This window comes from Bordetella genomosp. 4 (assembly GCF_002261185.1).
Lineage (GTDB): Bacteria > Pseudomonadota > Gammaproteobacteria > Burkholderiales > Burkholderiaceae_B > Bordetella_A.
The window spans coordinates 168,684-194,194 of sequence record NZ_NEVQ01000008.1; the positions used below are offsets into that span (position 1 = coordinate 168,684).

Consider the following 25,511-nt stretch of genomic DNA (forward strand, 5'->3'; position numbering starts at 1 on the left):
ATTATGCCCAAGCGTACAGACCTAAAAAGCATTCTCATCATCGGTGCCGGCCCCATCATCATCGGGCAGGCATGCGAATTCGACTATTCCGGCGCCCAGGCGTGTAAGGCGCTCAAGGCCGAGGGTTACCGCACCATTCTGGTGAACAGCAACCCCGCCACCATCATGACCGACCCGGAAACGGCCGATGTGACCTACATCGAGCCCATCACCTGGCAGGCGGTGGAAAAAATCATCGAACGCGAAAAACCCGATGCGCTGCTGCCCACGATGGGCGGTCAGACCGCATTGAACTGCGCGTTGGATCTCGCCCGCCAGGGCGTGCTCCAAAAGCACAACGTCGAGCTGATCGGCGCCAACGAGCACGCTATCGAAAAGGCTGAAGACCGCCAGAAATTCAAGCAGGCCATGACCGACATCGGTCTGGAGTCGGCCAAATCAGGCGTGGCTCACAGCATGGACGAGGCCTGGGAAGTCCAGCGCCGCATCGCCAGCGAAACCGGCACGTCGGGTTTCCCGACTGTGATCCGCCCCAGCTTTACGATGGGCGGCTCGGGGGGCGGTATCGCCTACAACGCCGAAGAATTCGAAACCATCTGCCGTCGCGGCCTCGAGGCCTCGCCGACCAGCGAGCTCTTGATCGAAGAATCCCTGCTGGGATGGAAAGAGTTCGAGATGGAAGTCGTGCGCGACAAGGCCGACAACTGCATCATCGTCTGCTCGATCGAAAACCTGGACCCCATGGGGGTACACACCGGTGATTCCATCACGGTGGCGCCTGCTCAGACGCTGACCGACAAGGAATACCAGATCATGCGTAACGCATCCATCGCGGTGCTGCGCGAGATCGGTGTGGATACCGGCGGCTCGAACGTGCAGTTCGCAGTCAATCCGGACAACGGCCGGATGATCGTCATCGAGATGAACCCGCGCGTGTCGCGTTCGTCGGCACTGGCCTCGAAAGCCACCGGGTTCCCCATCGCCAAGGTCGCTGCGCGCCTGGCAGTGGGCTACACCCTGGATGAGTTGCGCAACGAAATCACCGGTGGTGCTACGCCGGCTTCGTTCGAGCCGTCCATCGATTACGTCGTCACCAAGGTGCCGCGTTTCGCGTTCGAAAAATTCCCGCAAGCCGATTCCCGCCTGACCACCCAGATGAAATCTGTGGGCGAAGTCATGGCGATCGGCCGCACGTTCAAAGAGTCCTTCCAAAAGGCCCTGCGCGGTCTGGAAGTCGGTGTCGACGGCTTGAACCAGAAAACCACCGATCGCGAAAAACTGCAGATCGAGTTGGGCGAGCCGGGTCCCGAGCGTATCTGGTACGTGGGCGATGCGTTCGCACAAGGCTTCACCCTGGAAGAAGTCCACCAGATCACGCACATCGATCCGTGGTTCCTGTCGCAGATCAAGGAAATCGTCGACATCGAGCTCGCGCTCGAGCAAAAGACGCTGGCCGATCTGGACTACGACACGCTTTGGCACCTCAAGCGTATGGGTTTCTCGGATCGCCGCCTGGCGTTCCTGTTGGACTCCGTTGAGTCCGAGATCCGCAAACTGCGTCATCAGTTGAATGTGCGCCCGGTCTACAAGCGCGTAGACACCTGCGCTGCCGAATTCGCCACGCGCACTGCCTACATGTACTCCACGTACGAAGACGAGTGCGAGGCGCAGCCGACCGATCGCAAAAAGATCATCGTGCTGGGTGGCGGCCCGAACCGTATCGGGCAGGGTATCGAGTTCGACTATTGCTGCGTGCATGCGGCATTGGCGTTGCGCGAAGATGGTTACGAAACCATCATGGTCAACTGCAACCCCGAAACCGTGTCCACCGACTACGACACGTCCGATCGTCTGTATTTCGAGCCGTTGACGCTCGAAGACGTCCTGGAAATCGTGCACAAGGAAAACCCCGTCGGCATGATCGTGCAGTACGGCGGCCAGACGCCGTTGAAACTCGCACGTGCACTCGAGGCCAATGGCGTGCCGATCATTGGCACCAGCCCCGAGTCCATCGACGTCGCCGAGGACCGCGAGCGTTTCCAGAAACTGCTGAACAAGCTCGGCCTGCGCCAGCCGCCCAACCGTACCGCGCGTACCGAAGGCGAGGCTTTGGCTCATGCCGCCGAGATCGGTTATCCCTTGGTGGTGCGTCCCAGCTACGTGCTGGGCGGCCGCGCCATGGAAATCGTGCACGAGCAGCAGGACCTCGAGCGCTATATGCGAGAGGCGGTCAAGGTCAGCAACGATTCCCCCGTGCTGCTGGACCGTTTCTTGAATGATGCGACCGAGGTCGATGTGGACTGCTTGGCCGATGGCGAAACTGTGTTCATCGGTGGCGTCATGGAGCACATCGAGCAAGCCGGCGTGCACTCGGGCGACTCCGCCTGCAGCCTGCCGCCGTACTCGCTGTCGCCGGAGATCATTGCCGAGATCAAGCGCCAGACTTCGATGATGGCGCGTGCGCTGAACGTCAGCGGCCTGATGAACGTGCAGTTTGCGATCCAGGGCGGCGACGTCTACGTGCTGGAAGTCAACCCGCGTGCATCGCGTACGGTGCCTTACGTGTCCAAGGCCACCGGCCTGCAGCTCGCCAAGATCGCAGCCCGCGCGATGGCCGGGCGTACGCTGGCCGATCAAGGCATCACGCGCGAAGTCGTGCCGCCGTATTACTCGGTGAAAGAGGCCGTGTTCCCGTTCGTGAAATTCCCGGGCGTGGACACCATTCTGGGACCGGAAATGAAATCGACCGGCGAGGTCATGGGTGTGGGCATGAGCTTTGGCGAGGCTTTCGTCAAATCGCAGCTCGCAGCTGGCGTGCGCTTGCCCGAGAACGGCACGGTCTTTATCAGCGTGAAAGACCAGGACAAAACCCGCGCGGTCGAAGTCGCACGTGGTTTGCACAACCTGGGCTTCAAGCTCGTGGCGACCCGTGGAACGGCGGCGCAGATTTCCGCTGCCGGCATTCCGGTGCAAATGGTGAACAAGGTCACCGAAGGCCGTCCGCATATCGTGGACATGGTCAAGAACGGCGAGATCTCGCTGGTGATCAACACTGTCGAAGAACGCCGCAATGCGATCGCCGATTCTCGTACGATCCGTACGCAGTCGCTGGCTGCTCGCGTAACGTTCTTTACGACGATCGCCGGTGCGCGCGCCGCGGTCGAGGGCATGCAATACCTGCGCCAAGGCCTCGGCCTGCAGGTGTATCCGCTGCAGGAACTGCACGCCAGTTTGCCTCAGCAATAAGCTCGTCCGTCGCGCTGCGGTAAAAACAGGCCCTTTATGGGCCTGTTTTTATTTCTGGCTATCATTGTGGAATATCTTCCTGACCCGTCCACAGGGTCGATTTTGCGAGTCGCCATGACAGCGGTTTTTATTACGGGTGCTTCCAGTGGTTTAGGCCGGGCCTTGGCGTGGCGTTATGCCCGTTCGGGCGCACGGCTCGGCTTGGTCGCGCGACGTGGCCAGGCGCTGCGTGAGTTGGCCGATGAGTTACCGGGAGAACACCTTTGCTATGCGCTGGATGTGCGCGATCGCGACGCTTTGCATGCGGCTGCCCGGGATTTTCTGGCAGCGAATGAGGGGCGAGTCGATGTTGTCATTGCCAGTGCGGGAATCAGCGCAGGGACGTTGACCGAGTACACGGAAGACTTCGACGTTTTCAAAGCCATCGTTGACACGAATCTGCTGGCTACCGTCGCCACGTTCGAGCCTTTTATCGAATCGATGAAGCGGGCGCAAAAAGGCCGGCTTGTCGGCATTGCCAGCGTCGCGGGTATTCGAGGCTTGCCTGGCGCAGGTGCCTACAGTTCATCTAAAGCCGCGGTGATTACCTATTGTGAAAGTCTGCGGCTGGAGCTCGCGAGTGCCGGCGTCAATGTGGTCACGATTGCCCCAGGCTACGTAAAAACTGCGATGACCGAGAAAAATCCGTACGGGATGCCGTTTCTGATGGAAGCCGATGCGTTTGCCGCTCGTGCCCAGGTGGCTATCGAACGCGGCGTGTCGTATACCGTCATTCCTTGGCAAATGGGTGTTGTGTCTAGGCTCATGCGAATGCTGCCAAATTGGGTCTACGATCGCGCGGCACGCAATGCACCTCGGAAGCCTCGGCGGTGATTTTTTTGTCGGTGCGATGTTGTGATCAGCAGCCGGCGGAGGTCAGCGCTTTGGTGACGTCCCTGGCGGGTGCCTGAAAGCCGCACCGGGCCTATCGCGGCGACTCGGCCCATGAGCAGGGGCCTCGGCCCGCTCCGCGGGCTGAATCGCCACTCAACGGCCCGGCGCGGCTTTCAGGCACCCGCCAGGGACTCGCAATGGTTGCTCATCACGGGCGTCAATTGCCGCGCGTTACGGGTCAAATGGTCTTCATCCCGGGTGTCAAACGTCGCACGTCACAGGTATCAAACGTTGCGCATCATGGGTGGCAATCGTTACTCATCACCGAGGTCGGTGGCCGTCATGGCACGATGTCGCTCGTTGATTCCATGTCCAAGTGGGCGATGTCTGCCCATTCTAGGACTTGCCATTGGCGTCCCTCGATGCCGATGCGGTTGATGCTGGCGTTGAGTAATGGCACGGGACGCGGGCCGTCTAGGGCAACGTTGGAGGCGTGGCGCCAGATGATGTCCAGCACGCCGCCGTGCGTGACGGCGAGGATGCGTTCGTTGGTGTGGCGTTGCGCGAGATCGTTGATGGTGGCGATGACGCGGGCTTGGAATTGGCCCAGGGATTCGCCGCCTTCGATGGGGCGGTTCGGGTCGCGGCTTTTGCGGGCGGCCGCGGCTTCGGGCGCGAGTTCGTCGATGCGTGCCAGGTCCAGTCCTTCGAGGACACCGAAGCCGCGTTCGCGTATGCCGGGTTCAGTGCGTATGCGCAGGTTCAACCCGGCGGAGATGGGCTCGGCGGTTGCGTAGGCGCGCTGCAGATCGCTGCTGTAGAGCGCGTCGAACGCCTGTTCGACGGTCGCCATGCGTGCTGCCAGTTGGGCGGCTTGTTCGCGTCCGCTATCGTTGAGTTCGATGTCTTGCCAGCCTTGCAGGCGGCCTTCGCGGTTCCAGGAGGTTTCGCCGTGGCGAATAAACCAGATTTCAGTCATGCGAGTGGTGGTGAAGGGTAGGCCCGGAATGGGCGGTAGGCTATAGGGTAACCCGGTTGGTGGTTTGCTCGGCCGTGACCTCGGGTTCCATAGGCAGCCGCCGCGATTTCCAGATTTTCTGCATGAGGGAGCTCAACGCTACCAGCACGGGTTCGCTGGCGCGTTCATGAGGCATCATGAATCCCAAGGTGGCATCGGCGCGAGCCTGCCCCCAGACGATGAACTCTCCGCCGGCGGCACCCGCGAGAGCAGTTTCCTCCCGCAGCAGCGCGCAGCCGGCGCCGGCTCGAACTAGTGCGTCCAGGTTGGCCTGGTCGTCGTGCTGCATGACGACGCGGGGGGCCAGGCCGTGGCGTTCGAACATGTCACGCAGCAATAAATGGGTGTGACTGCCTGCCGGGCCATCCAGCCAGGGAAGCTGCGCGACTTCGCGCCAACCGCCGCGCTTGAGCGCATTGGCCAGAGGTACCGGGAGCGCGATCCGGTAGCGGACGCTGCGCAACGGCATCCAGTGCACGGCGCGAGGCGGATTGGCGGCGATGGTCAGTGCCGCATGCAGCCGGCCGGTGCTGATATGTTCGTGCAGGACCGAGGTGGGCAATGTCAGGGTTTTGAGTTCGATGAGCGGCAGTTGTTCGCGCACTGCTGAGGCGAGCTCACCTAGCCGCAGAAAATCCGGCTGTTCGCTGGGAACGCCTAGATCGACCGCGCCGTGCAGGCTGCCCTGCAATTGTTGCGCCTCGGCTTTGAATTGAGCGCCCAGGACCAGTAAAGACTCTGCTGTCGGCAACAATACCTCGCCGGCTTTGGCCAAGGTCAAGCGGCCTGCGGAGCGCTCGAACAGCGCGACGCCGAGGCTTTGCTCCAGCGCTTTGATCTGGGCTGTGACGGCGGGCTGTGTGAGCGAGAGGGCATCCGCAGCCTTGGTCAGATTGCCCAAGCGGGCAACCGTGACGAAGGCGCGAATTTGATAGATCTCCATGACGGCGATTATGCCGCCAGTAGACGAATCTGAGAGGGCTCCAGTCCGATCGAGACAGGCGACCCGACGGGAAAGGGCGATAGGCCCGCCAGATGGGACTGATCAGCGGTAACGCGATGGTCGCCCACTTGTACCTGATAGCGGGTGAACTCGCCCAGGAATTCGCTGGTTTCCACCACGCCCGGCAGCCAGACGTAGCGCGCATCCCCCAGTCCATCGGCCATATCAATCTGGACCGTGTGCGGCCGAAAGCTCGCGGCGAGCTTGTCGGACTCGGGGGCTTCGCTGGTCAGAGGCAGATGCAGGTCGCCCACGCCCGGCACGGCCAAGATCAGATTGCTGCGGCTACGTTCGCGCACCGTGCCCTCCAGGACATTCATCGTGCCGACAAAGTTGGCGACGAAGCGATTGACCGGGAAGTCAAACAAGGTGGTTGGCGCGCCGATCTGCTGGACGACGCCGTGATCCAGCACCGCCATGCGATCGGCTGTAGTCATGGCTTCTTCCTGATCGTGAGTCACGAAAATGGTCGTGATGCCCAGGCGGCGTTGCAAATTGAGCAAGTCCTGGCGCATCTGTACGCGCAGTTTCTTATCCAGATTGGACAGCGGCTCGTCCAGCAACAGCACCTGGGGCTCGATGACTATCGTGCGGGCCAGCGCGACGCGCTGTTGTTGCCCGCCAGATAGTTGATTTGGTCTGCGGTTGCCGTACTGCGACAGGCCGACCAATTCCAGCGCAGCCTCGACTTTGTTGCGTATCTCGGCACGTGGCAGGCGGCGTTCGACTAGGCCAAACGCGACGTTGTCCCACACGGTCATGTGCGGCCACAAGGCATAGTTCTGGAACACCATGCCGATATTGCGGCCCCACGGCGGCGTGTTGCCAATGTCCTTGCCGTCGATCAGCAGTTGGCCATGGCTTTGTTGATTAAAGCCCGCAATCAAGCGCAGCAGGGTGGACTTTCCCGAACCGGAAGGACCGAGCAAGGCGAAAAACTCCCCCGGCTCGATGTGAATATTGACGTCCTTCAGGACTTCGGTTTTGCCATAGGACAGCCGGATATTGCGGCATTCGACGCTGACTTTTTTCATTGGGAATCCTCATTGCGCGCGGGGCGTTGGCGCGCCGACGCGCGCTCGACCAACAAATGCGATACGTATGTGCCGATGCCGACCGCGATGACGGCCAGTACGCCTAGCGCAGCGCCGGGACCGCGTCCGGCAGCGCTTTGCATGTAGAGATAAATGCCATAGCTCATGGGGGCCTGGCTGTCACGGGTCACCAGCATGATGGTTGCCGATAATTCCACTGCCGCCGTGACGAAGCTGGTCACAAAACCGGCGAGCATACCGCCAGCCATCAGAGGCACCACCACCCGCCGGATGGTGCGCATCCGGTTTGCCCCCAGCGACTCAGCGGCTTCCTCGAGCGAGACATTGATTTGCTGTAGCGCCGCCACGCATGATCGCAATGCGTACGGCAGCCGCCGTACCGAATACGCGATCATGATGAGCAGCCACGACGATGTGATCAGGGTCCCCGTCAACGGAAACTCGAGTCCGCGGAACGTACGCAGCATGCCGATCGCCAACACAATGCCCGGGATAGCCAGCGCGGCAGAGGCGAGAAAATCCAGCCATTGCCGGGCAGGCAGACGCGTGCGCAGCATGAGATACGCAATCGCCGTCCCCAGGATCACATCCACGCCCGCTGCCAGGCCGCAATAGAGCAGCGTGTTGGTGATCATGCCGTGCGATTCAGTAAAAATCGCGGCATAGTGTTCCAGGGTGTAGCCATCAGGCAGCGGGGCATAGCTCCACACGGTCGCGAGCGACAGCAGCAGCACCCCGAAATGAGGCGACAGCACCAACAGCAAGACCAGCGCGATCCAGCCATAGGCGATGACGCTTTCTCCAGTGTTGAGTTTGCGTTTCTGGATCGAGCTGCCGCCTTTTTGCAAAGTGGAATAGTCCTTGCCTTTTAGGACGCGCGCCGATAGCCATAGCGCCAGAATCGAAAAGCCGATCATGATGACGCTGATCACATAGCCCAGCGGGTCTTCCAGGCCGACTTGGGTGATGCGCAAATAGGCTTGTGGCGCCAGCATATTGGTGGTGCCCAACACCAGCGGCGTGCCCAGATCATCAAAGACTTTCACAAACACCAGTGAGGTGCCTGCGACATAGCCGGGCAGCGCCAGCGGAAAAATCACGCGGCGAAACAGTCGAAAGCCACGGGAGCCCAAGTTGAACGCGGCTTCTTCCATGGACCCATCGATGTTGCGCAACGCGACGACCAGGTTCATCAAGATGAACGGAAAGTAGTGCAGTGACTCGACAAAGATGACCCCGTTCAGGCCTTCCATGAACGGGATCGTGAATCCGAACCACTCATCCAGCAATAGATTGACTGTGCCTGATCGGCCAAAGATCAGTTGCATCGCCACCGCGCCGACAAAGGGCGGCATGATCAGAGGCAACACGCCGAGCGTCTGAATCAGCAAGGCGCCGCGAAACTCAAAGCGCACAGTGAAATACGCCAACGGCACAGCAATGAGCGACGCCAACAGCGCCGACCAGCCCGCGACATACAGGCTGTTGAAAAAGGCCTCTTGCATCAGCGGCTGGGCAAAGAAAGCACCAAAATGCCCGAGCGTAAAGCTGCCGTCGGCGTTGACAAAAGCGGTGTAGAACACCGTGCCTACCGGCACCACCAAGAACAGGCACAGAAAGGCCAGCACGAGTAGCGCCGTCAACAGCGGACCGGCGGGCAGGCGCGAGCGGCTCGCGAACGTCATCAATTGCTCCGAGAGAGCCCCGCGATGCGCGCGGGGCAGGATGTCAAAACATCATCGCGACAGCTTGCGCTGCCATTACAGCGCGGCAGCTTGCTGTGCCAGTTTGACCGCTTGCTCGTAGTTGGCCTTGGCCTTGCCGCTCCATTCGCCTTCGAGCTGAGTGATCTGCTTATTGGTCGAGGCGTCTTTCTTGTCTCGAGTAAAGACTTTCAAGAACTCCGGATCTGCCGCTGTCTTGGGATCGATCAATGGCGACCATGCCAGCTTGCGGGCCTGGTCCAGCAATTCAGCAGCCTGGCCTGTTTTGGCCTTGTCGCCGAGTTTTTGCTCGGCTTCGTAAATGGCTTTGGTGGCGGCCTGCAGATCGCTCAAGCGGAATGTAATGGTCTGATCGAACAGGGCTTGGACGACGTAATAACGCGTCTGCGACAGTTCGGCGTCGAAATGCACCTTGCTGCGCTGGGCGATTTCGGCAGGGTCAGGATAGCCCTGCGGAATTTTTCCGGCCAAATCCTTGTAGGGCAATACCGGCAGCCGCGAAATCTTCGGCTCCAGCAGCAGCTCCTGTCCCGCTTTACTGAGCGTGAATGCGATGAATTTCTTGCCTTCCTCGGTATTCTTGGCGCCCGCGATCAGCGCAATGTTGGCGGGGACGACCGAGGTTTCAGATGGATAGACGAACTCGACCGGAAACTTGGAATATTTGCTGGACAGTCCAAAGAAATCGATGACCGGGCCTGCGCCGAATTGACCGTTGTTCACCCCATCGGGAACACCAAACGATCGCTCCGTCATTTGGCTGGCATTACCCGACATGCGTAGCAGCGTTTGCCATCCATCGGCCCAGCCTTCGCCTTGCAGAATGGTCTCGACGGTCAAGTGCATGGTCCCCGAGCGTGAGGGCGCGGTCATGCCCAGATGGCCAAACCATTGCGGCGCCAGCAGGTCTTTCCATTCGACTGGAGGCGTCAGCTTGTGGGCTTTGATGTACCGGGTGTTGTACATGATGCCGTAGCCGGCCAGAGCCTGGCCCATGTACAAGCCGCCCGGATCGTTGATGGGATAGCTGCCGATTTTGTCCGGGACCTCGGCATTGGCGGCGTCGGGCGCCGGGCTCAGCAGTTTTTCGCGGCCCAGCACTTCAAAGGCGTCAGGCGCGCTCGCCCAGAATACCTCGGGCCGTTGGCCTGCCGGCGTCTCGCGTACGTAAGCAATGCCCGACACCGTGTTTTTATTCAGGATTTCCAGCGTGATGCCGGGGTTGGCTTTTTCGAATGCAGATTTATACGCCTGGGTCAGGTCCTTCGGGAAAGACGTGATGACCGTGACGGTACCGGCTAGCACGGGGGCGCAGGCAGCCAGCAGGGCTGACGCGAGGACAGTGCGCATGAGGGGCATGATTTGTCTCCGTTGTGTTTTGAAATTGTTGGGACAAGGTAGCGACGCAGGCACCTAGCGTCCAATCACAAATTTTGATGCGGCCCATTAGTCAGCGCGGTTTGCTGCGATGCACGTGAAGGTGTGCCGGTCAGTCGATAGCGGGCCTATTGAGGCGATATGACCAGTGTCTGTCCCGTTCACGGGCTTAACCGGATTGCCGGCAAACGCGCTGGCCCCTACACTTCGCCCGCCGATTAATTATTCCTGTCTGGATACAGGGGATTTCATGCCCAATTCTTATTTTCCGCGTTGGAAACTGGCCGATGACTCCGTGCCTGGCGCTGTCATCGCGCCGGATGAGCGTCTGTCCGGCCCTAAAAACATTGCCATGGGCGCTCAACACGTGGTGGCCATGTTCGGCTCGACCGTACTGGCGCCGCTGATCATGGGCTTTGATCCCAACGTTGCCATTTTGATGTCGGGAATCGGCACGCTGATCTTTTTCCTGTTTGTGGGCGGCAGGGTGCCGAGCTATCTCGGATCCAGCTTTGCTTTTATTGGTGGCGTGGTGGCCGTCACGGGGTATGCCGGCTCGGGCCCGAACGCCAATATAGGCGTGGCGCTGGGTGCGATCATTGCATGCGGCCTGGCCTATACCGTGATTGGGATCATTGTGGCCGCAGCCAATGCGCGCGGCGATGGCGGCGCCGCCTGGATCGAGCGTTTGATGCCTCCGGTCGTGACGGGCGCGGTGGTAGCCGTGATCGGACTGAACCTGGCGCCTATCGCAGCCAAGGGCGCGATGGGCAGTTCGGGGTTTGAAACGGGGATGGCGATTGTGACTGTGCTGTGCGTGGGCGGGATTGCGGTCTATACGCGCGGCACGATTCAGCGTTTATTGATTCTGGTGGGGCTGCTCTTGGCGTGCGTGATCTATGCGGTGTGCGCCAATGGCCTGGGGCTGGGCAAGCCTATCGATTTTTCGGGCGTTGCTGCGGCAGCGTGGTTCGGCTTGCCTCATTTCACTGCGCCCGTCTTCAAGGCCGACGCCATGGGCCTGATCGTGCCGGTCGCAATCATCCTGGTGGCCGAGAACCTGGGGCATATCAAGGCCGTCAGCGCCATGACGGGCCAGAATCTGGACCGTTATATGGGGCGCGCCTTCATTGGAGATGGGGTGGCCACGATGGTGTCTGGCGCAGTCGGGGGCACGGGGGTGACCACCTATGCCGAAAACATCGGCGTGATGGCCGTGACGCGCATCTATTCGACGCTGGTATTCGTAGTGGCGGCGGTGATTGCGATCCTGCTGGGGTTCTCGCCTAAATTCGGCGCACTGATTCAGACGATTCCGGGCCCTGTGCTGGGCGGTATGTCCGTGGTGGTATTCGGGCTGATTGCCGTTGCGGGCGCGCGGATCTGGGTGGTGAACCAGGTCGATTTCAGCGATAACCGTAATCTGATCGTGGCTGCCGTGACCTTGGTGTTGGGGGCGGGCGATTTCACGATAAAACTCGGGGATTTCACGCTGGGGGGAATCGGCACCGCTACGTTCGGCGCGATCATTTTGTACGCTTTGTTGCAACGCAGTGGCCGTCAGTTGGTGTAAATCCGGATACGCTTCTCGCGGTGGACTGCCTGGAATGACGGGTTCCTGAACGGCTTGCAATTCTGGCGGATTTTGACCACAATGATGTCTTGCTTGCCCCGGTTCCAAATCCGAGCCGGGGTTTTGTTTTGGTCGCCGGCATACGTAGTTATGCCTATGGGCTGACCGGGACGAAAGGCCAGGAACCCTACTAATAATCGGGCCCGATATCGTTCCTGCCTGTTCGATCTTTAGTTTGTATCATTGACTTGTCCCGCCATCCTGGCGCAGGTCCTTAGTCTGATTGCTTTTTTACCGAAACGCTCCCATTCGGGGCGTTTTCTACTTTTTGTTGGGAAACGACATGTCTGCCATTCCTCTGACCGCGCGCGGAGCCGAGCGTTTGCAAGCCGAATTGCACAGGCTGAAAACCATTGAGCGCCCCTCCGTGATCAATGCTATTGCCGAGGCCCGTGCCCAGGGCGATCTGTCGGAAAATGCCGAGTACGATGCCGCGCGCGAGCGCCAGGGCTTTATCGAAGGCCGCATCGCCGAGCTCGAAGGCACGCTTTCCAATGCGCATGTGATTGACCCGGCTGCCTTGAACGCAGAAGGTCGCGCCGTATTCGGTGCTACGGTGGATATCGAGGATCTGGATTCGGGCGATCGCCTGTCTTATCAGATCGTGGGGGACTTGGAGGCTGACATCAAGTCCAACTTGATTTCGGTGTCCAGTCCGGTCGCCCGTGCCTTGATCGGCAAATCCGAAGGCGACGTCGTCGAGGTAAAAGCCCCCTCGGGTATTCGCGAATACGAAGTCCTGAGCGTGCGCTACGTGTAATGTGATGAATATACGCCCCAAGCGACGCCAGCCCGGCGGGTATTGGCGTTGGATTGGGGCTGGCCTGTTGCCAGGCCAGCTTGTTTCACTGTTTTATCTCTTGGTGGTCTTGCGGCCAGCCGAGGCACGCACACCGCTGCGGGCGCCAGCCCGCAGGCTGAGCGCGCTGCCCGCGCGACGCGGGATGCCGTGCGATGCGGTGCTGGGCTTTTTCTTGGTCGTCGGACGCATCGGACGGCCAGCACTATTGAGATCATCGCGTCCGAAAAAGGACTTCTTGGCCGGCGCTTCCGGGGTGGCTCGTTTGCGAGCAGCCGTCGGGCGCGATTTGGACAGGGTCTTGCCCTCGGCAGCCATTTTCTTGGGTGTATGAGGCTCGGAGGGCTTGCGGCGGGCGGGCGTGCCTTCTGCCGGCGCAGAGGCTACATTACCGGGCAGCGGACGGAACAAGATCAATATCTTGCCCAAATGATGCACGGCTGCGCACGACAGCGTGTCGCAAATGCTCGCCAGCATGGCCTCGCGTTCATCGCGGTCGGCGCCGCCTGCGCGGACCTTGATCAGCCCATGGGACGTCAAGGCGCGGTCGATTTCTTTCAAGACCGCGTCGGTCAGCCCGTTGTCTCCGATCAGGACGACCGGATTGAGGGGATGGGCGGCCGAGCGCAAGTCGCTGCGCTCGCGTGAGGTGAGTTCTAATATAGGCATGCGTGGAATTGTACGGTAATGGCCAAAAAGAAATTCTCTAAAGACTGGATCCACCAGCACATCAACGACCCTTATGTGAAGATGGCGCAACAAAAGGGCTATCGGGCGCGTGCTGCGTTCAAATTGATCGAGATCCTCGACGCCGAAAAACTGATGCGCCGGGGCAACATCGTGGTCGATCTTGGCTCGGCGCCAGGCAGCTGGTCACAGGTGGCGCGAGAGCGTCTGGCCGGCCCGGGGGGCGCGGTCGATGGCCGTATTATCGCGCTGGATCTCCTACCCATGGAGCCTGTCGCGGGCGTCGAATTCATCCAGGGTGATTTTCGCGATGACGACGTTTTGCAACAGTTGCAAGAATTAGTGGGCGGCCAGCCGGTAGACCTTGTTATTTCGGACATGGCCCCCAACTTGTCGGGAGTTGGTGTCGCCGATTCGGCTCGCATTCAGCATGTTTGCGATCTGGCGCTGGAATTTGCCTGCAACCACCTCAAGCCCGACGGCGCGCTGATCGTCAAGGCTTTTCACGGCAGCGGTTTTTCGCAGATCGTGCAAAGCTTCAAACAGCGCTTCAAGCGAGTGGTGGAGCGCAAGCCCAAAGCCTCCCGGGACAAGTCCTCGGAGACATTTCTGGTGGCGCGTGACCTGAAACTTTAGGTTTTTTGACAATGATGTATCAGGCGCCTATCGGGCTTTCAGACGGAACCCCTCCCGACAGGGTAGAATGAACTATTGACATACTTGTGACTGTGCCATATGCGCGGGGGCGCGGTCACCGGTCGGAATCAAAAGCAGGAGATCGACCTTGAACAACTCATTTTCTAAAGTCGCGGTCTGGATGGTGATCGCACTGGTCCTGTTCACGGTATTCAAACAGTTCGATGGGCGTGCGCAATCGCAAGACGGCGTGAGTTACACCCAGTTCATGGAGGATGCCAAGGCAGGCCGTATTCGCAAGGTAGACGTGCAGGCGGATGTCCTGTATGTCACGCCTGATACGGGCCGTTCGTACACCCTGACGTCGCCGGGCGACATCTGGATGGTGTCCGACCTGCTCAAATATGGCGTGGACGTCTCGGGCAAGGCCCGCGAGGAGCCGTCCCTGCTGATGAGCATCTTTGTTTCCTGGTTCCCGATGCTGTTGCTGATCGGGGTCTGGGTGTTTTTCATGCGACAGATGCAAGGCGGCGGCCGTGGCGGTGCGTTCAGCTTCGGCAAATCGCGTGCCCGTATGCTGGATGAAAACACCAACCAGATCACGTTTGCAGACGTTGCTGGCTGCGACGAGGCCAAAGAAGACGTACAGGAACTGGTCGATTTCCTGCGCGACCCCAGCAAATTCCAAAAGCTCGGCGGCCGTATCCCGCGCGGCGTGCTGATGGTGGGTTCACCCGGTACCGGTAAAACCCTGCTGGCCAAGGCCATCGCCGGCGAAGCCAAAGTCCCGTTCTTCAGCATTTCGGGCTCGGATTTCGTTGAAATGTTTGTCGGCGTGGGTGCTGCCCGCGTGCGCGACATGTTCGAAAACGCGAAAAAGCAAGCACCTTGCATCATCTTCATCGACGAAATCGACGCCGTGGGCCGCCAGCGTGGCGCAGGCCTGGGCGGCGGTAACGACGAACGCGAGCAGACGCTGAACCAGATGCTGGTGGAAATGGACGGCTTTGAGTCGGGCCAGGGCGTGATCGTGATTGCCGCGACCAACCGTCCCGATGTGCTGGACCCCGCTTTGCTGCGTCCGGGCCGTTTCGACCGCCAGGTCGTGGTGCCGCTGCCCGACATCCGTGGCCGCGAACAGATCCTGCGCGTGCATATGCGCAAGGTGCCGCTGTCGACCAACGTCGATGCCAGCATCCTGGCGCGTGGCACCCCGGGTTTCTCGGGCGCTGACCTGGCCAACCTGGTCAACGAGGCCGCCTTGTTCGCGGCGCGCCGTAATGGCCGCACCGTCGACATGACCGACTTCGAAAAGGCCAAAGACAAGATCATCATGGGCGCCGAGCGCCGCTCGATCGTCATGCCCGAAGAGGAACGCAAGAACACGGCGTACCACGAGTCCGGCCATGCCATCGTGGCGCGCATGCTGCCCAAGACCGATCCGGTGCACAAGGTCACCATCATCCCGCGCGGCCGCGCCCTGGGCGTGACGATGCAGTTGCCTGAAGGCGACCGCTACAGCATGGACAAGGAACGCCTGCTGAACACGATTGCTGTCCTGTTCGGTGGCCGTATCGCCGAAGAAATCTTCATGAACCAGATGACCACTGGCGCTTCGAATGACTTTGAGCGCGCCACCGCCATCGCCCGCGACATCGTCACCCGCTACGGGATGACGGACGAATTGGGCCCCATGGTTTATGCCGAAAACGAAGGCGAGGTGTTCCTGGGCCGCAGCGTGACCAAGACCACCCACATGTCCGAAGCCACCATGCAAAAGGTGGATTTCGAGATCCGCCGCATCATCGACGAGCAATACGGCGTGGCGCGCAAGATCCTGGAGGATCACCGCGATATGGTCGAGGCAATGACCAGTGCGCTGCTCGAATGGGAAACCATCGACGCGGATCAGATCGACGATATCACCTCGGGCCGTCCGCCGCGTCCGCCCAAGACGCCGCAAGGTCCGGCAGACAGCACCGATACGCCTCCCTCAGGGTTGGCGCCGGGTGGCAGTGGTACGCCAGCCGCGGTCTAAGCTGCTTTAGAGTTTTTATCGTTTTATATGGCCAACACCTTTTTGTGCGGGCGCTTCGAGTTTGATCTCGAGCGCCCGCTCGTCATGGGCATTGTCAATATCACGCCCGACTCTTTTTCCGACGGTGGCCAGCATGCAGATACCGACTCTGCCGTGAGCCATGCGCGACGCTTGATTGACGAGGGCGCGCAGATTCTGGACCTGGGCGGCGAGTCCACACGGCCGGGGGCCGAACCTGTCTCGGCCCAGGACGAGCTGGCGCGTTTGCTGCCCGTCATCGAGGCGCTGCGCGACTGTGGTGTCCCGCTCTCCATCGATACCTTCAAGCCAGAGGTCATGCGTGCTGTGCTGGACGCAGGCGCTGACATGATCAACGATATCTACGGTTTTCGGCAGCCCGGGGCCATCGAAGCCGTGGCGCAGTCGCGCTGCGGACTATGCGTCATGCATATGAAAGGCGAGCCCGGCACGATGCAGCAGGCGCCGGAATATACCGATCTGCTGGGCGAGATCAGCGTGTTCCTGGGCGCTCGTGCTCAGCGTTTGCGTGCCGCGTGGGTCGATCCGCGTCGTATCGTCCTAGACCCGGGGTTCGGCTTTGGCAAGACGGCGGATCACAACTATCAACTATTACGCAGGCTCTCCAGTCTGCGCGTATCCAGTTATCCATTACTGACGGGGTTGTCACGCAAAACCATGATTGGCGACGCCACCGGCAAGCCCGTGGCTGACCGCTTGGCCGGCAGTATTGCCGGTGCGCTGGCCTGCGTCGCGCGCGGATCCTCCATCGTGCGCGTGCACGATGTGGCTGAGACGGTAGATGCCCTGAAGGTCTGGTACGCATCTGAACAAGGAGCTATTCGAGCATGACAGAACGCAAGTATTTCGGAACTGACGGCGTGCGCGGCGAGGTCGGCGGCGAGGTTATCAATGCAGCTTTCGCTTTGCGTCTAGGGTATGCGGCTGGACGGGTTCTGGCGCGCCAGTACAGCGTGCGCGGCCACGGCCGTCCCCAAGTGGTGATTGGCAAGGACACGCGCATTTCCGGTTACATGCTTGAATCGGCGCTCGAGGCGGGCTTGTCCGCTGCTGGTATCGACGTGTTGCTGGCCGGGCCGTTGCCAACGCCAGCCGTCGCATACCTGACCCGTACCTTCCGTCTGGCGGCCGGTATCGTGATCAGCGCGTCGCACAATCCTTATCAGGACAACGGCATCAAGTTTTTCTCGACACAGGGCATGAAATTGCCCGACGACGTTGAGTCTGAAATCGAAGCCGAGCTGGATGGACCCTTGGGTTGCCTGGGTTCTGAAGAGCTGGGCCGCGCCCGCCGGATGCAAGATGCGCAGGGCCGATATATCGAGTTTTGCAAAAGCACGTTTCCCAACGAACTGGATTTGAATGGCCTGAAGATCGTTGTCGATGCCGCGCATGGCGCTGCGTATAACGTCGCACCCCACGTATTTCGCGAGTTGGGCGCCGATGTGCATGCCATCGGCGTTTCGCCCGACGGGTTCAACATCAACAAAGGCGTGGGGGCTCTGCATCCTGAGTCGTTGGTGAAAGTCGTCCAGGCGCGTGGCGCGGACCTGGGCATTGCTCTGGATGGCGATGCCGACCGGCTCCAGATGGTCGACGGGGAGGGCCGTATCTATAACGGTGACGAGTTGCTGTACGCCATCGTGCGTGAACGCATGATGCAAGGCCCGGTCGCTGGTGTCGTCGGTACCTTGATGACCAACTATGGTTTCGAGCGGGAAATGCAACGCCTGGGCGTCGGATTCGAGCGCGCCAAAGTCGGCGATCGCTATGTGCTCGAGCAAATGCAGGCGCGCGGCTGGCTGTTCGGGGGCGAGAGTTCCGGGCACTTGTTGTGCCTGGATTGCCATACCACCGGCGACGGCATCATTGCAGCCTTGCAAGTGTTGACGGCCTTGCGTCGCAGTGGCGAGAGCCTGGCGCAATGGCTGGGCGATTTGCGCATGTATCCGCAGAAAATGATCAACGTCGCCTGGACGCCGGGAACCGACTGGAAATCGCATTCGGGCCTGGTGGCGGCAGCGCAAGCCGTCGAAGCCGAATTGGCTGGGCGTGGCCGTGTGCTGATTCGAGCGTCCGGTACCGAACCCAAATTGCGATTGATGGTCGAAGCAGAAGACGCTGCTTTGGCTGAAGCCAGCGCTGAAAAATTGGCGGCCAGTCTCAACTAATTCAGCGCCATGGTTACTAAAGGAGGGCCGGGTCCTGATGGAGCCGGCCCTTTATTCGTCAAACGGTTTGTTTGATTTATTTTGACTTATATTGCTTTAATTCGAGACTTTTCGGATGGGCGTAAACTTCATGGTCATGTCATATTTTTGTCAGAAGCCTGACATATCCGGCCTCCACACTGTGCATACCTCAAGGAGTCCTGCGCAATGCTCGAATTAGCACGTATCGATGCCCGGCGTGACAACGCCGAACCCTGGACGGGTTCTGCCTCGCACGTCTTGGTCGTGGGCTTGGCGAGCACGGCCGATGAGATCGAGCAGATCCAGCGCCTGCGGTACACCGTTTTTACCGAAGACATGGGGGCGGTGTTCCCCGACGCGCAGGATGGCATCGAGCAAGACCGCTTTGATCCTTGGTGCGAGCACTTGATGGTGCGAGAGCTCGATACGGGCAGGGTTGTGGGCACTTATCGCATCCTGACTCCGGAAAAGGCCCTCGCGGCGGGCGGTTATTATTCCGAGTCCGAATTTGATCTGTCCGGCCTTGGGGCACTGCGTGGCGAGTTGGTCGAAGTCGGCCGTTCTTGTACGCATGCCGCACACCGTAGCGGCGCTGCCATCATGTTGTTGTGGTCCGGTCTGGCTGAGTTCATGCGGCGCGGCGGTTATCGCTATATGCTGGGATGTGCCAGTGTCAGCTTGCGCGATGACGGCGTGACGGCTGCCGAGGTATGGCGCAATATCGCCAGTCACTTGAAAGATCCCGATGCCCCGCGCGTCAAGCCGTTGCATCGCTATCCTGTCGAGCTCTTGAACAGCACCTTGCCCGCGCGCGTTCCGCCGCTCATCAAGGGTTATATGAAGCTGGGAGCTCGTATCTGCGGCGAACCCGCATGGGACCCGGATTTCAACGCGGCGGATTTCCCGGTGCTGTTGGACATGACCCAGATGGACAGCCGTTACCGGCGCCATTTCGGGTTGGATCCCGCCCCGGTCGTCGAGGTGATTTGATCATGCGAGGGCTGCTCTCAAGGAAACGCGGAGTTGCCCCTAAATCCCTTTCTGCCCGCGCAGGGCGGAGTGGGCGCAGCCCCGTTCAGAGGGCTCTCAGAAGACTGCGCATCCGGCTCATTCGACGGGCCACGCGCCCGTTCCGGTTAGAACTCAAGCAACTCGAACGAGAAACCGACTTTTCGCCATTCTGATTCTTCGGCGCGTAAGGTAAAGTCGCTGAGCGGGTGCTTGGTCAGCCAGTCTTGCTTGACTCGAACCACGATCGATTCGCCTCGAACCGACACGCTCAATGGCAGTTGAGGAATGTCGGTACGGCGGCGCATCAGCAATACTGCCAAGCGCAGGCACAGGATGGCAACCCATTGGCTGCGGTCTCTGACCAGGGTTTCGAGCTTGGTCAGCTTGCCTTGATGCCCCAGCGCCAACAGTGCCAGCAGTTGCTGGTCTGCCCGGGAAAAGCCCGGCATGTCCGCATTGTCCAGCACGTAGGCTGTGTGCTTGTAATAGGCATTATGGGCAATTGACAGTCCCACTTCGTGCAGATTGGCGGCCCAGCCCAATGCGTTGCGCAGCTCGCTGTGACCTTCGTCAGGTGCATAAATCGAGTCGAAGAATGTCAGTGCGGCCTGGCGTACACGCTGGGCCTGATTGTTATCTATGTGATAACGCTTCATGAACTGGTGAACGGACTCGTCGCGCTTGTCGTGTGCGGCGTCGCGGCCCAGCAGGTCATACAGTACCCCGACACGCAGTGCGCCCTCGCCAGTGTGCATCCGGTCGATACCCAGTTCGTCAAATAGGGCGCTCATGATGGCCAGACCGCCGGGCAACACGTCAGCGCGTTCCAGCTTGATACCGGGGAGTTCCTCGGGGATCACCTGGCCGGAGCGGATGATGCGTTCTTTCAGTTTGTTCAGGCCCGCGCGTGTGATGGCGTTTTCGGAAAAACCGCATTCCGTCAGGATGGCATATAACGCCTTGGCCGTACCCGAGGATCCGTAGGCTTCTTTCCAGCCGGTCTTGCGGTATTGCTTGGAGATGACTTCGACTTCCCGGCGGGCCATGAGCTCGGCTTGTTTCATCTGATGGGCGTCGACGACGCCGTCGGGGAAAAACTGCCGGCTGTAGCTGACGCAGCCCATATAGAGCGATGACATCAAGCCAGGCTCAAAGCCCTTGCCGATAATGACCTCTGTCGAGCCGCCGCCGATATCGATCACCAATCGCTTATTGGCCGAGGGCGGCAGGGAATGCACCACGCCCAGATAAATCAACCGGGCTTCTTCGCGCCCGGCAATCACTTCGATCGGAAAGCCCAGCGCCGCCTCGGCGCGGGGTAGAAACTCCTGGGTGTTACGGGCGACGCGAAACGTATTGGTCGCCACGGCGCGCACCCGGCTGGGATGAAAGCTGCGCAGGCGCTCTCCAAAACGCTCCAGGACAGACACTGCGCGATCGACTGCCTCGTCGCTGAGCCGCTTGTCGTGATCCAGTCCCGCGGCCAGCCGTACGGTTTCTTTGAGACGGTCGATCTGATAGATCTGGGGACCGCCTTCTTGTTGGACGACCCGTCCGATAGACAGGCGAAAGCTATTAGAACCGAGGTCTACGGCGGCCAGGAGGTGGTCCATGCGGGATGTCGATAAGGCTGTAAGAGCGCTAATTATAAGGAACCGATGTGACAGCGCCCCACAATCGCCACCAGATGTCATCGTTTTGGCGTAGGCTAAGCGCATATTTCGGACTGTCATGGAATAGTCACATAATTGCAGTAAAACCCCAGCCTTTGTCTCTAGAATTGGAACCCGGTATGTCTACGTCGCTGGTTGAACCCCCGTTTCTGAATCGTGAACTTTCCTTGCTGAAGTTCAATGAACGGGTGCTGGCGATGGCAGAAAATCCTCAGGTCCCGTTGCTGGAGCGCCTGCGCTACGTATGTATCGTCAGCTCGAACCTGGACGAGTTCTTTGAGATCCGTATTTCCAGCCTCAAAGAGCAACTGCGTCAGAATCCTGCCTTGGTCGGGGCTGACGGCCTGACGCCGTCGGAGGCTTTTGCGCGCGTACAGGAAAAGGTCCACGCTCTGGTGGACCGCCAATACAGTCTGCTTAATGACGAGATTTTTCCCTGCCTGGACGCCGAGGGAATTGCGTTGTTGCACGCCTCGGAATGGAATGCCGAGCAACAGCAGTGGGCGCATGAGGTATTCAATCGCGACGTGATGCCCTTGCTCACGCCGATCGGTCTGGATCCGGCGCACCCCTTTCCCCGGGTCTATAACAAGAGCCTCAACTTTATTGTGGCCTTGTCGGGCGCAGACGCTTTTGGCCGCCAGGCCTCGATTGCTATCGTGCAGGCGCCGCGCGCTCTGCCGCGATTGATCAAAATGCCGCCCGAGATATCCGGCAAACCCGACGGCTACATCCTACTGACCTCATTGTTGCGCGCCTTTGTCGGCGAGTTGTTCCCGGGGCTGGAAATGCTCGGTTGCTATCAATGGCGGGTGACGCGCAACAGCGACCTGTTTGTCGACGAGGAAGAAGTCACCAACCTGCGCCACGCCCTGCAGGGCGAACTGTCGCAGCGTAACTTCGGTGCGGCGGTACGTCTGGAGATCGACCGGTTGACGCCCGACGATCTGGAAACCTATCTGCAGCGGGAATTCTCGCTGACTGCCGATGATACGTATCGCGTGAACGGCCCCGTCAACCTGTCCCGGCTGATGCAGTTGTGCAACGTCGACAACCGTCCGGATCTGTTGTTTACGCCTCACCACGGCTCTGTTCCGGCGCCTCTGGACCGGGTGGCGGACAAGCCCGCGGAGTTGTTCGCGGCCGTGGCCCGTGCCGATCAGTTGTTGCATCACCCCTATCAGTCATTCCAACCCGTGATCGATTTCCTGACGGCCGCGGCAGTGGATCCGGACGTGATGGCGATCAAACAGACCATCTATCGCACTGGCGAAGACTCCGAATTGATGAAAATCCTGCTGGCTGCGGCGCGCGCCGGCAAGGAGGTGACCGTCGTGGTGGAGCTTATGGCCCGTTTCGACGAGCAGACCAATATCAATTGGGCTGCTCGCCTGGAGGAGGTGGGAGCCCACGTGGTGTATGGGGTGGTGGCGCACAAGACGCACGCCAAAATGGCATTAGTGCTGCGCCGCGAAAAAGGGCGGCTGCGCCGGTACGCTCACCTGGGCACCGGCAACTACCACCCGCGCACGGCACGGCTGTACACCGATTTTGGTCTGCTGACCGCGGATCCTGATTTGTGCGAAGACATGGACAAGGTCTTTGCTCAACTGACCGGGCTGGGTGCACGCCGGACGCTGAAGTCGCTGCTGCAATCGCCGTTTACCATGCACGAGACCATGATGTCTCTGATCCAGGCGGAAATCCGGGCCGCGAAACAGGGACGCAAGGCCAAAATCATGGCCAAAATGAATTCCCTGCTCGAGGAGCAGATCATCGCCGAGCTCTACAAGGCCAGCCAGGCAGGGGTCAAGATCGATCTGGTGGTGCGAGGCGTATGCGCGCTGCGGGCGGGGGTGCCAGGCCTCTCGGAAAATATCCGGGTGCGCTCCATCGTCGGGCGATTCCTCGAGCATTCCCGGGTGTTTTATTTCTATGCCGATGGCGACGAGCCCGTGTATCTGTCCTCGGCCGACTGGATGGACCGGAATTTCTTCCGCCGTGTCGAAATAGCGTTCCCGGTGCGCGACAAGGATCTGAAAAAAAGGGTCATAGACGAGGCGTTCACCTACGCCTGGCGAGACAATCAGCTCGCCTGGGACCAGCAGCCCGACGGCACGTACCACCGTGCGCGCAACCGCCGCGCGGCGTTCAATATGCACGAATTCCTGATGGAACGGCTGAAATAAGGCCGCACGCCCACCCTGACACATTTCGTGTATGTGACTGTCATGGTCTTGTCATGTTGGGCTTCTAAGATTCGTTACGTCGATGATCGGACGGGCGGAAACAGCCCGCCGCGACCTCCTAAACGAACACAGAAGGAATTCGAATGTTCAACCGCGTATTCAAACAAATTACCATCGGTGTTGCGCTGAGCGGCGCCGTTTTTGCTGTACAGGCTGCTGACATCACCGGCGCTGGTGCGTCGTTCCCGTACCCGGTCTACGCCAAGTGGGCGTCGGAATACAAGGCTGCGACCAATACCGCAGTGAACTACCAATCGATCGGTTCGGGCGGCGGTCAGCAACAGATCAAGGCCAAGACCGTTGATTTCGGTGCTTCGGACGATCCCCTGAAGGCCGATGACCTGGAAAAGAACGGTCTGCTGCAATTCCCGGCCGTGATCGGCGGTACCGTGGCCGTGGTCAATATCGACGGCGTTCAGCCGGGCCAACTGAAGCTGTCGGGCCCCGTGTTGGGCGACATCTTCCTGGGCAAGATCAAAAAGTGGGACGACGCCGCGATCAAAGCACTGAACCCCGATCTGAAGCTGCCCTCGGCTGACATCATCGTGGTGCACCGCTCGGACGGTTCGGGCACGACCTTCGGCTGGACCAACTATCTGTCGAAAGTCTCGCCTGAGTGGAAAGAAAAGGTCGGCGAAGGCAAAGCCGTCAAGTGGCCCACTGGCCAAGGCGGCAAGGGTAACGAAGGTGTCGCAGCCTACGTTGGTCAGCTGAAGAACTCCATCGGCTACGTCGAATACGCCTACGCCAAGCAAAACAAGCTGGCCTGGACGCAACTGCAGAACAAAGACGGCAAGTTCGTGCAACCCGAACAGACCGCCTTCGCTGCGGCTGCTGCCAACGCCGACTGGAAGAGCGCGCCTGGCATGGGCGTGGTCCTGACCAACGAGCCGGGCGCCGCTTCGTGGCCCGTGACGGCTGCTACCTTCATCCTGGTGCACAAGGTTCAAGACAAGCCCGAGCAAGGCCGCGCCGTGCTCGAGTTCTTTGACTGGGCCTTCAAGAATGGCGCCAAGTCTGCCGAAGCGCTGGACTACGTGCCGCTGCCTGACAATGTGACGGCGGAAATTCGCGCCACCTGGAGCGAAATCAAGTCCGCTGACGGCAAGCCCGTCTGGAAATAAGCGTCTTAGCAATACCTAAGACCTAAAAAAGATGCGCGGGCCCCCAAAGGTCCGCGCATCGTCTGCGCCGCCAGGCCCGAGTATCTCTAAGCGTATTTCAAGGAAAGCCCATCCATGAGCGCGGTAATGGATAATGGTGTGCCAATCCAGTCTCATCAGACGGACTCCGTCACTACCGGTACGCCTTCGCCTATGAAGCAAAACAATAACGCGCTAATGGATGCGCTGTTCAAGAACGCCACCCGGCTTTTTGCCTTCCTGGTGTTCATCCTGCTGGCAGCGATTATGCTGTCCCTTATTTATGGCAGCCGCGAGACGCTGGCCAAGTATGGCTTGTCGTTTCTGTGGACCAATAATTGGGATCCGGTCCAGCAGAGCTACGGCGCCATTGTGCCGATTGTCGGCACGCTGCTGACCTCGGCGATTGCCTTGATCATTGCGGTACCCGTGTCATTCGGTATCGCGATCTTTTTGACCGAATTGTCGCCTGCATGGCTGCGCCGCCCTCTGGGCACGGCAATTGAAATGCTGGCTGCCATCCCGTCCATCATCTATGGGATGTGGGGTCTGTTCGTTTTTGTGCCCATCTTCCAGCAATATGTGCAGCCGACCTTGATTTCCGTGTTGGGCGGCATACCGGTGATCGGCGGCATCTTTGCAGGGCCTCCCTTCGGTATCGGTATTTTCACCGCCGGCCTGATCCTGTCCATCATGGTCATTCCGTTCATTACTGCCGTGATGCGCGACGTGTTCGAGCTGGTGCCCACCATGCTCAAAGAGTCCGCTTACGGTCTGGGCAGCACGACGTGGGAAGTCATGTGGCGTGTGGTCTTGCCCTTTACCAAGACGGGTGTGATCGGCGGCATCATGCTGGGTCTGGGCCGCGCATTGGGCGAAACCATGGCCGTGACCTTTGTGATCGGTAATGCCTTCCAGTTTCCGGGCTCGCTGTTTTCGCCGGGCAACTCGATTGCGTCCGCATTGGCCAACGAGTTCAACGAAGCCGGCGGGCTGCAGAAATCCGCGTTGCTGGAACTGGGCCTGATCCTGTTCCTGATCACCACCGTCGTTCTGGCTCTGTCGAAAGTGCTGCTGCTGCGTGCGACAGCTGCCGAAGGCAAAAAGAGCTGATCG

19 protein-coding genes are annotated in these 25,511 nt (G+C 59.9%); 12 read left to right on the forward strand and 7 right to left on the reverse strand.

What is annotated here, in order from left to right; translation table 11 throughout:
* The first annotated feature begins 3 nt into the window (after nt 1-3).
* On the forward strand, nt 4-3,246 hold the full coding sequence (carB, locus tag CAL20_RS06020) for a carbamoyl-phosphate synthase large subunit (RefSeq protein WP_094837418.1): 3,243 nt from the start codon (nt 4-6) through the stop codon (nt 3,244-3,246).
* A 114-nt stretch (nt 3,247-3,360) separates the two neighbouring features.
* Nucleotides 3,361-4,119: an SDR family oxidoreductase gene (locus CAL20_RS06025; protein WP_094822516.1), complete on the forward strand. Its 759-nt coding sequence runs from the start codon at nt 3,361-3,363 to the stop codon at nt 4,117-4,119.
* Between the two features lie 340 nt (nt 4,120-4,459).
* On the opposite strand, the gene CAL20_RS06030 is transcribed toward CAL20_RS06025, so the two are convergent.
* The 5 genes from CAL20_RS06030 to CAL20_RS06050 form a co-directional block, all read right to left on the reverse strand.
* Complete coding sequence (locus CAL20_RS06030) at nt 4,460-5,098, reverse strand: histidine phosphatase family protein (RefSeq protein ID WP_094822504.1); 639 nt, start codon at nt 5,096-5,098, stop codon at nt 4,460-4,462.
* Nucleotides 5,099-5,138: 40 nt separating this feature from the next.
* Nucleotides 5,139-6,080, reverse strand: coding sequence for a LysR family transcriptional regulator (locus CAL20_RS06035; protein WP_094837419.1), 942 nt, complete (start codon nt 6,078-6,080; stop codon nt 5,139-5,141).
* An 8-nt stretch (nt 6,081-6,088) separates the two neighbouring features.
* Nucleotides 6,089-7,174, reverse strand: a complete 1,086-nt coding sequence (locus CAL20_RS06040; protein ID WP_094822502.1) for an ABC transporter ATP-binding protein — start codon at nt 7,172-7,174, stop codon at nt 6,089-6,091.
* Nucleotides 7,171-8,880: an ABC transporter permease gene (locus tag CAL20_RS06045; RefSeq protein ID WP_094837420.1), complete on the reverse strand. Its 1,710-nt coding sequence runs from the start codon at nt 8,878-8,880 to the stop codon at nt 7,171-7,173. The genes CAL20_RS06040 and CAL20_RS06045 overlap by 4 nt, the downstream gene beginning before the upstream one ends.
* 75 nt (nt 8,881-8,955) lie before the next feature.
* Complete coding sequence (locus CAL20_RS06050; protein ID WP_094822500.1) at nt 8,956-10,278, reverse strand: ABC transporter substrate-binding protein; 1,323 nt, start codon at nt 10,276-10,278, stop codon at nt 8,956-8,958.
* A 268-nt stretch (nt 10,279-10,546) separates the two neighbouring features.
* On the opposite strand from CAL20_RS06050, the gene CAL20_RS06055 reads away from it, so the two are divergent.
* Together CAL20_RS06055 and greA are read left to right on the forward strand one after the other, a co-directional pair.
* The gene (locus tag CAL20_RS06055) at nt 10,547-11,869 is read left to right on the forward strand and encodes a solute carrier family 23 protein (RefSeq protein WP_094822499.1); all 1,323 of its coding nucleotides are present in this window, start codon (nt 10,547-10,549) and stop codon (nt 11,867-11,869) included.
* A gap of 343 nt (nt 11,870-12,212) precedes the next feature.
* The gene (gene greA, locus CAL20_RS06060) at nt 12,213-12,689 is read left to right on the forward strand and encodes a transcription elongation factor GreA (protein ID WP_094822498.1); all 477 of its coding nucleotides are present in this window, start codon (nt 12,213-12,215) and stop codon (nt 12,687-12,689) included.
* Between the two features lie 93 nt (nt 12,690-12,782).
* Here the strand turns inward: greA and CAL20_RS06065 are convergent, their stop codons facing one another.
* Nucleotides 12,783-13,397 (reverse strand): YhbY family RNA-binding protein, encoded by a 615-nt coding sequence (locus tag CAL20_RS06065; protein WP_094822497.1) that lies wholly within the window; start codon nt 13,395-13,397, stop codon nt 12,783-12,785.
* A gap of 18 nt (nt 13,398-13,415) precedes the next feature.
* Here CAL20_RS06065 and CAL20_RS06070 point away from each other — a divergent pair, with 18 nt between their 5' ends.
* The 5 genes from CAL20_RS06070 to CAL20_RS06090 all read left to right on the forward strand — a co-directional run bounded on the left by CAL20_RS06070 (nt 13,416) and on the right by CAL20_RS06090 (nt 19,310).
* Nucleotides 13,416-14,051, forward strand: coding sequence for an RlmE family RNA methyltransferase (locus CAL20_RS06070; protein WP_094822496.1), 636 nt, complete (start codon nt 13,416-13,418; stop codon nt 14,049-14,051).
* Between the two features lie 148 nt (nt 14,052-14,199).
* Nucleotides 14,200-16,089 carry an ATP-dependent zinc metalloprotease FtsH gene (gene ftsH, locus CAL20_RS06075; RefSeq protein ID WP_094822495.1) on the forward strand — a complete coding sequence of 630 codons (1,890 nt, stop codon included), beginning with the start codon at nt 14,200-14,202 and terminating at the stop codon, nt 16,087-16,089.
* 27 nt (nt 16,090-16,116) lie between these two features.
* Complete coding sequence (gene folP / locus CAL20_RS06080) at nt 16,117-16,959, forward strand: dihydropteroate synthase (RefSeq protein ID WP_094822494.1); 843 nt, start codon at nt 16,117-16,119, stop codon at nt 16,957-16,959.
* Nucleotides 16,956-18,299, forward strand: coding sequence for a phosphoglucosamine mutase (gene glmM, locus CAL20_RS06085; protein WP_094822493.1), 1,344 nt, complete (start codon nt 16,956-16,958; stop codon nt 18,297-18,299). The genes folP and glmM overlap by 4 nt, the downstream gene beginning before the upstream one ends.
* Nucleotides 18,300-18,506: 207 nt before the next feature.
* Nucleotides 18,507-19,310, forward strand: coding sequence for a GNAT family N-acetyltransferase (locus CAL20_RS06090; RefSeq protein WP_094822492.1), 804 nt, complete (start codon nt 18,507-18,509; stop codon nt 19,308-19,310).
* A gap of 146 nt (nt 19,311-19,456) precedes the next feature.
* On the opposite strand, the gene ppx is transcribed toward CAL20_RS06090, so the two are convergent.
* On the reverse strand, nt 19,457-20,944 hold the full coding sequence (ppx, locus tag CAL20_RS06100) for an exopolyphosphatase (RefSeq protein WP_094837421.1): 1,488 nt from the start codon (nt 20,942-20,944) through the stop codon (nt 19,457-19,459).
* 179 nt (nt 20,945-21,123) lie between these two features.
* Between ppx and ppk1 the strand changes: the two genes are divergently transcribed.
* The 3 genes from ppk1 to pstC all read left to right on the forward strand — a co-directional run bounded on the left by ppk1 (nt 21,124) and on the right by pstC (nt 25,508).
* Complete coding sequence (gene ppk1 / locus CAL20_RS06105) at nt 21,124-23,193, forward strand: polyphosphate kinase 1 (RefSeq protein WP_094837422.1); 2,070 nt, start codon at nt 21,124-21,126, stop codon at nt 23,191-23,193.
* Nucleotides 23,194-23,336: 143 nt separating this feature from the next.
* Nucleotides 23,337-24,377 (forward strand): phosphate ABC transporter substrate-binding protein PstS, encoded by a 1,041-nt coding sequence (gene pstS / locus CAL20_RS06110; protein WP_094822488.1) that lies wholly within the window; start codon nt 23,337-23,339, stop codon nt 24,375-24,377.
* Between the two features lie 114 nt (nt 24,378-24,491).
* Nucleotides 24,492-25,508, forward strand: a complete 1,017-nt coding sequence (gene pstC / locus CAL20_RS06115; protein WP_094822487.1) for a phosphate ABC transporter permease subunit PstC — start codon at nt 24,492-24,494, stop codon at nt 25,506-25,508.
* Nucleotides 25,509-25,511: the final 3 nt, after the last annotated feature.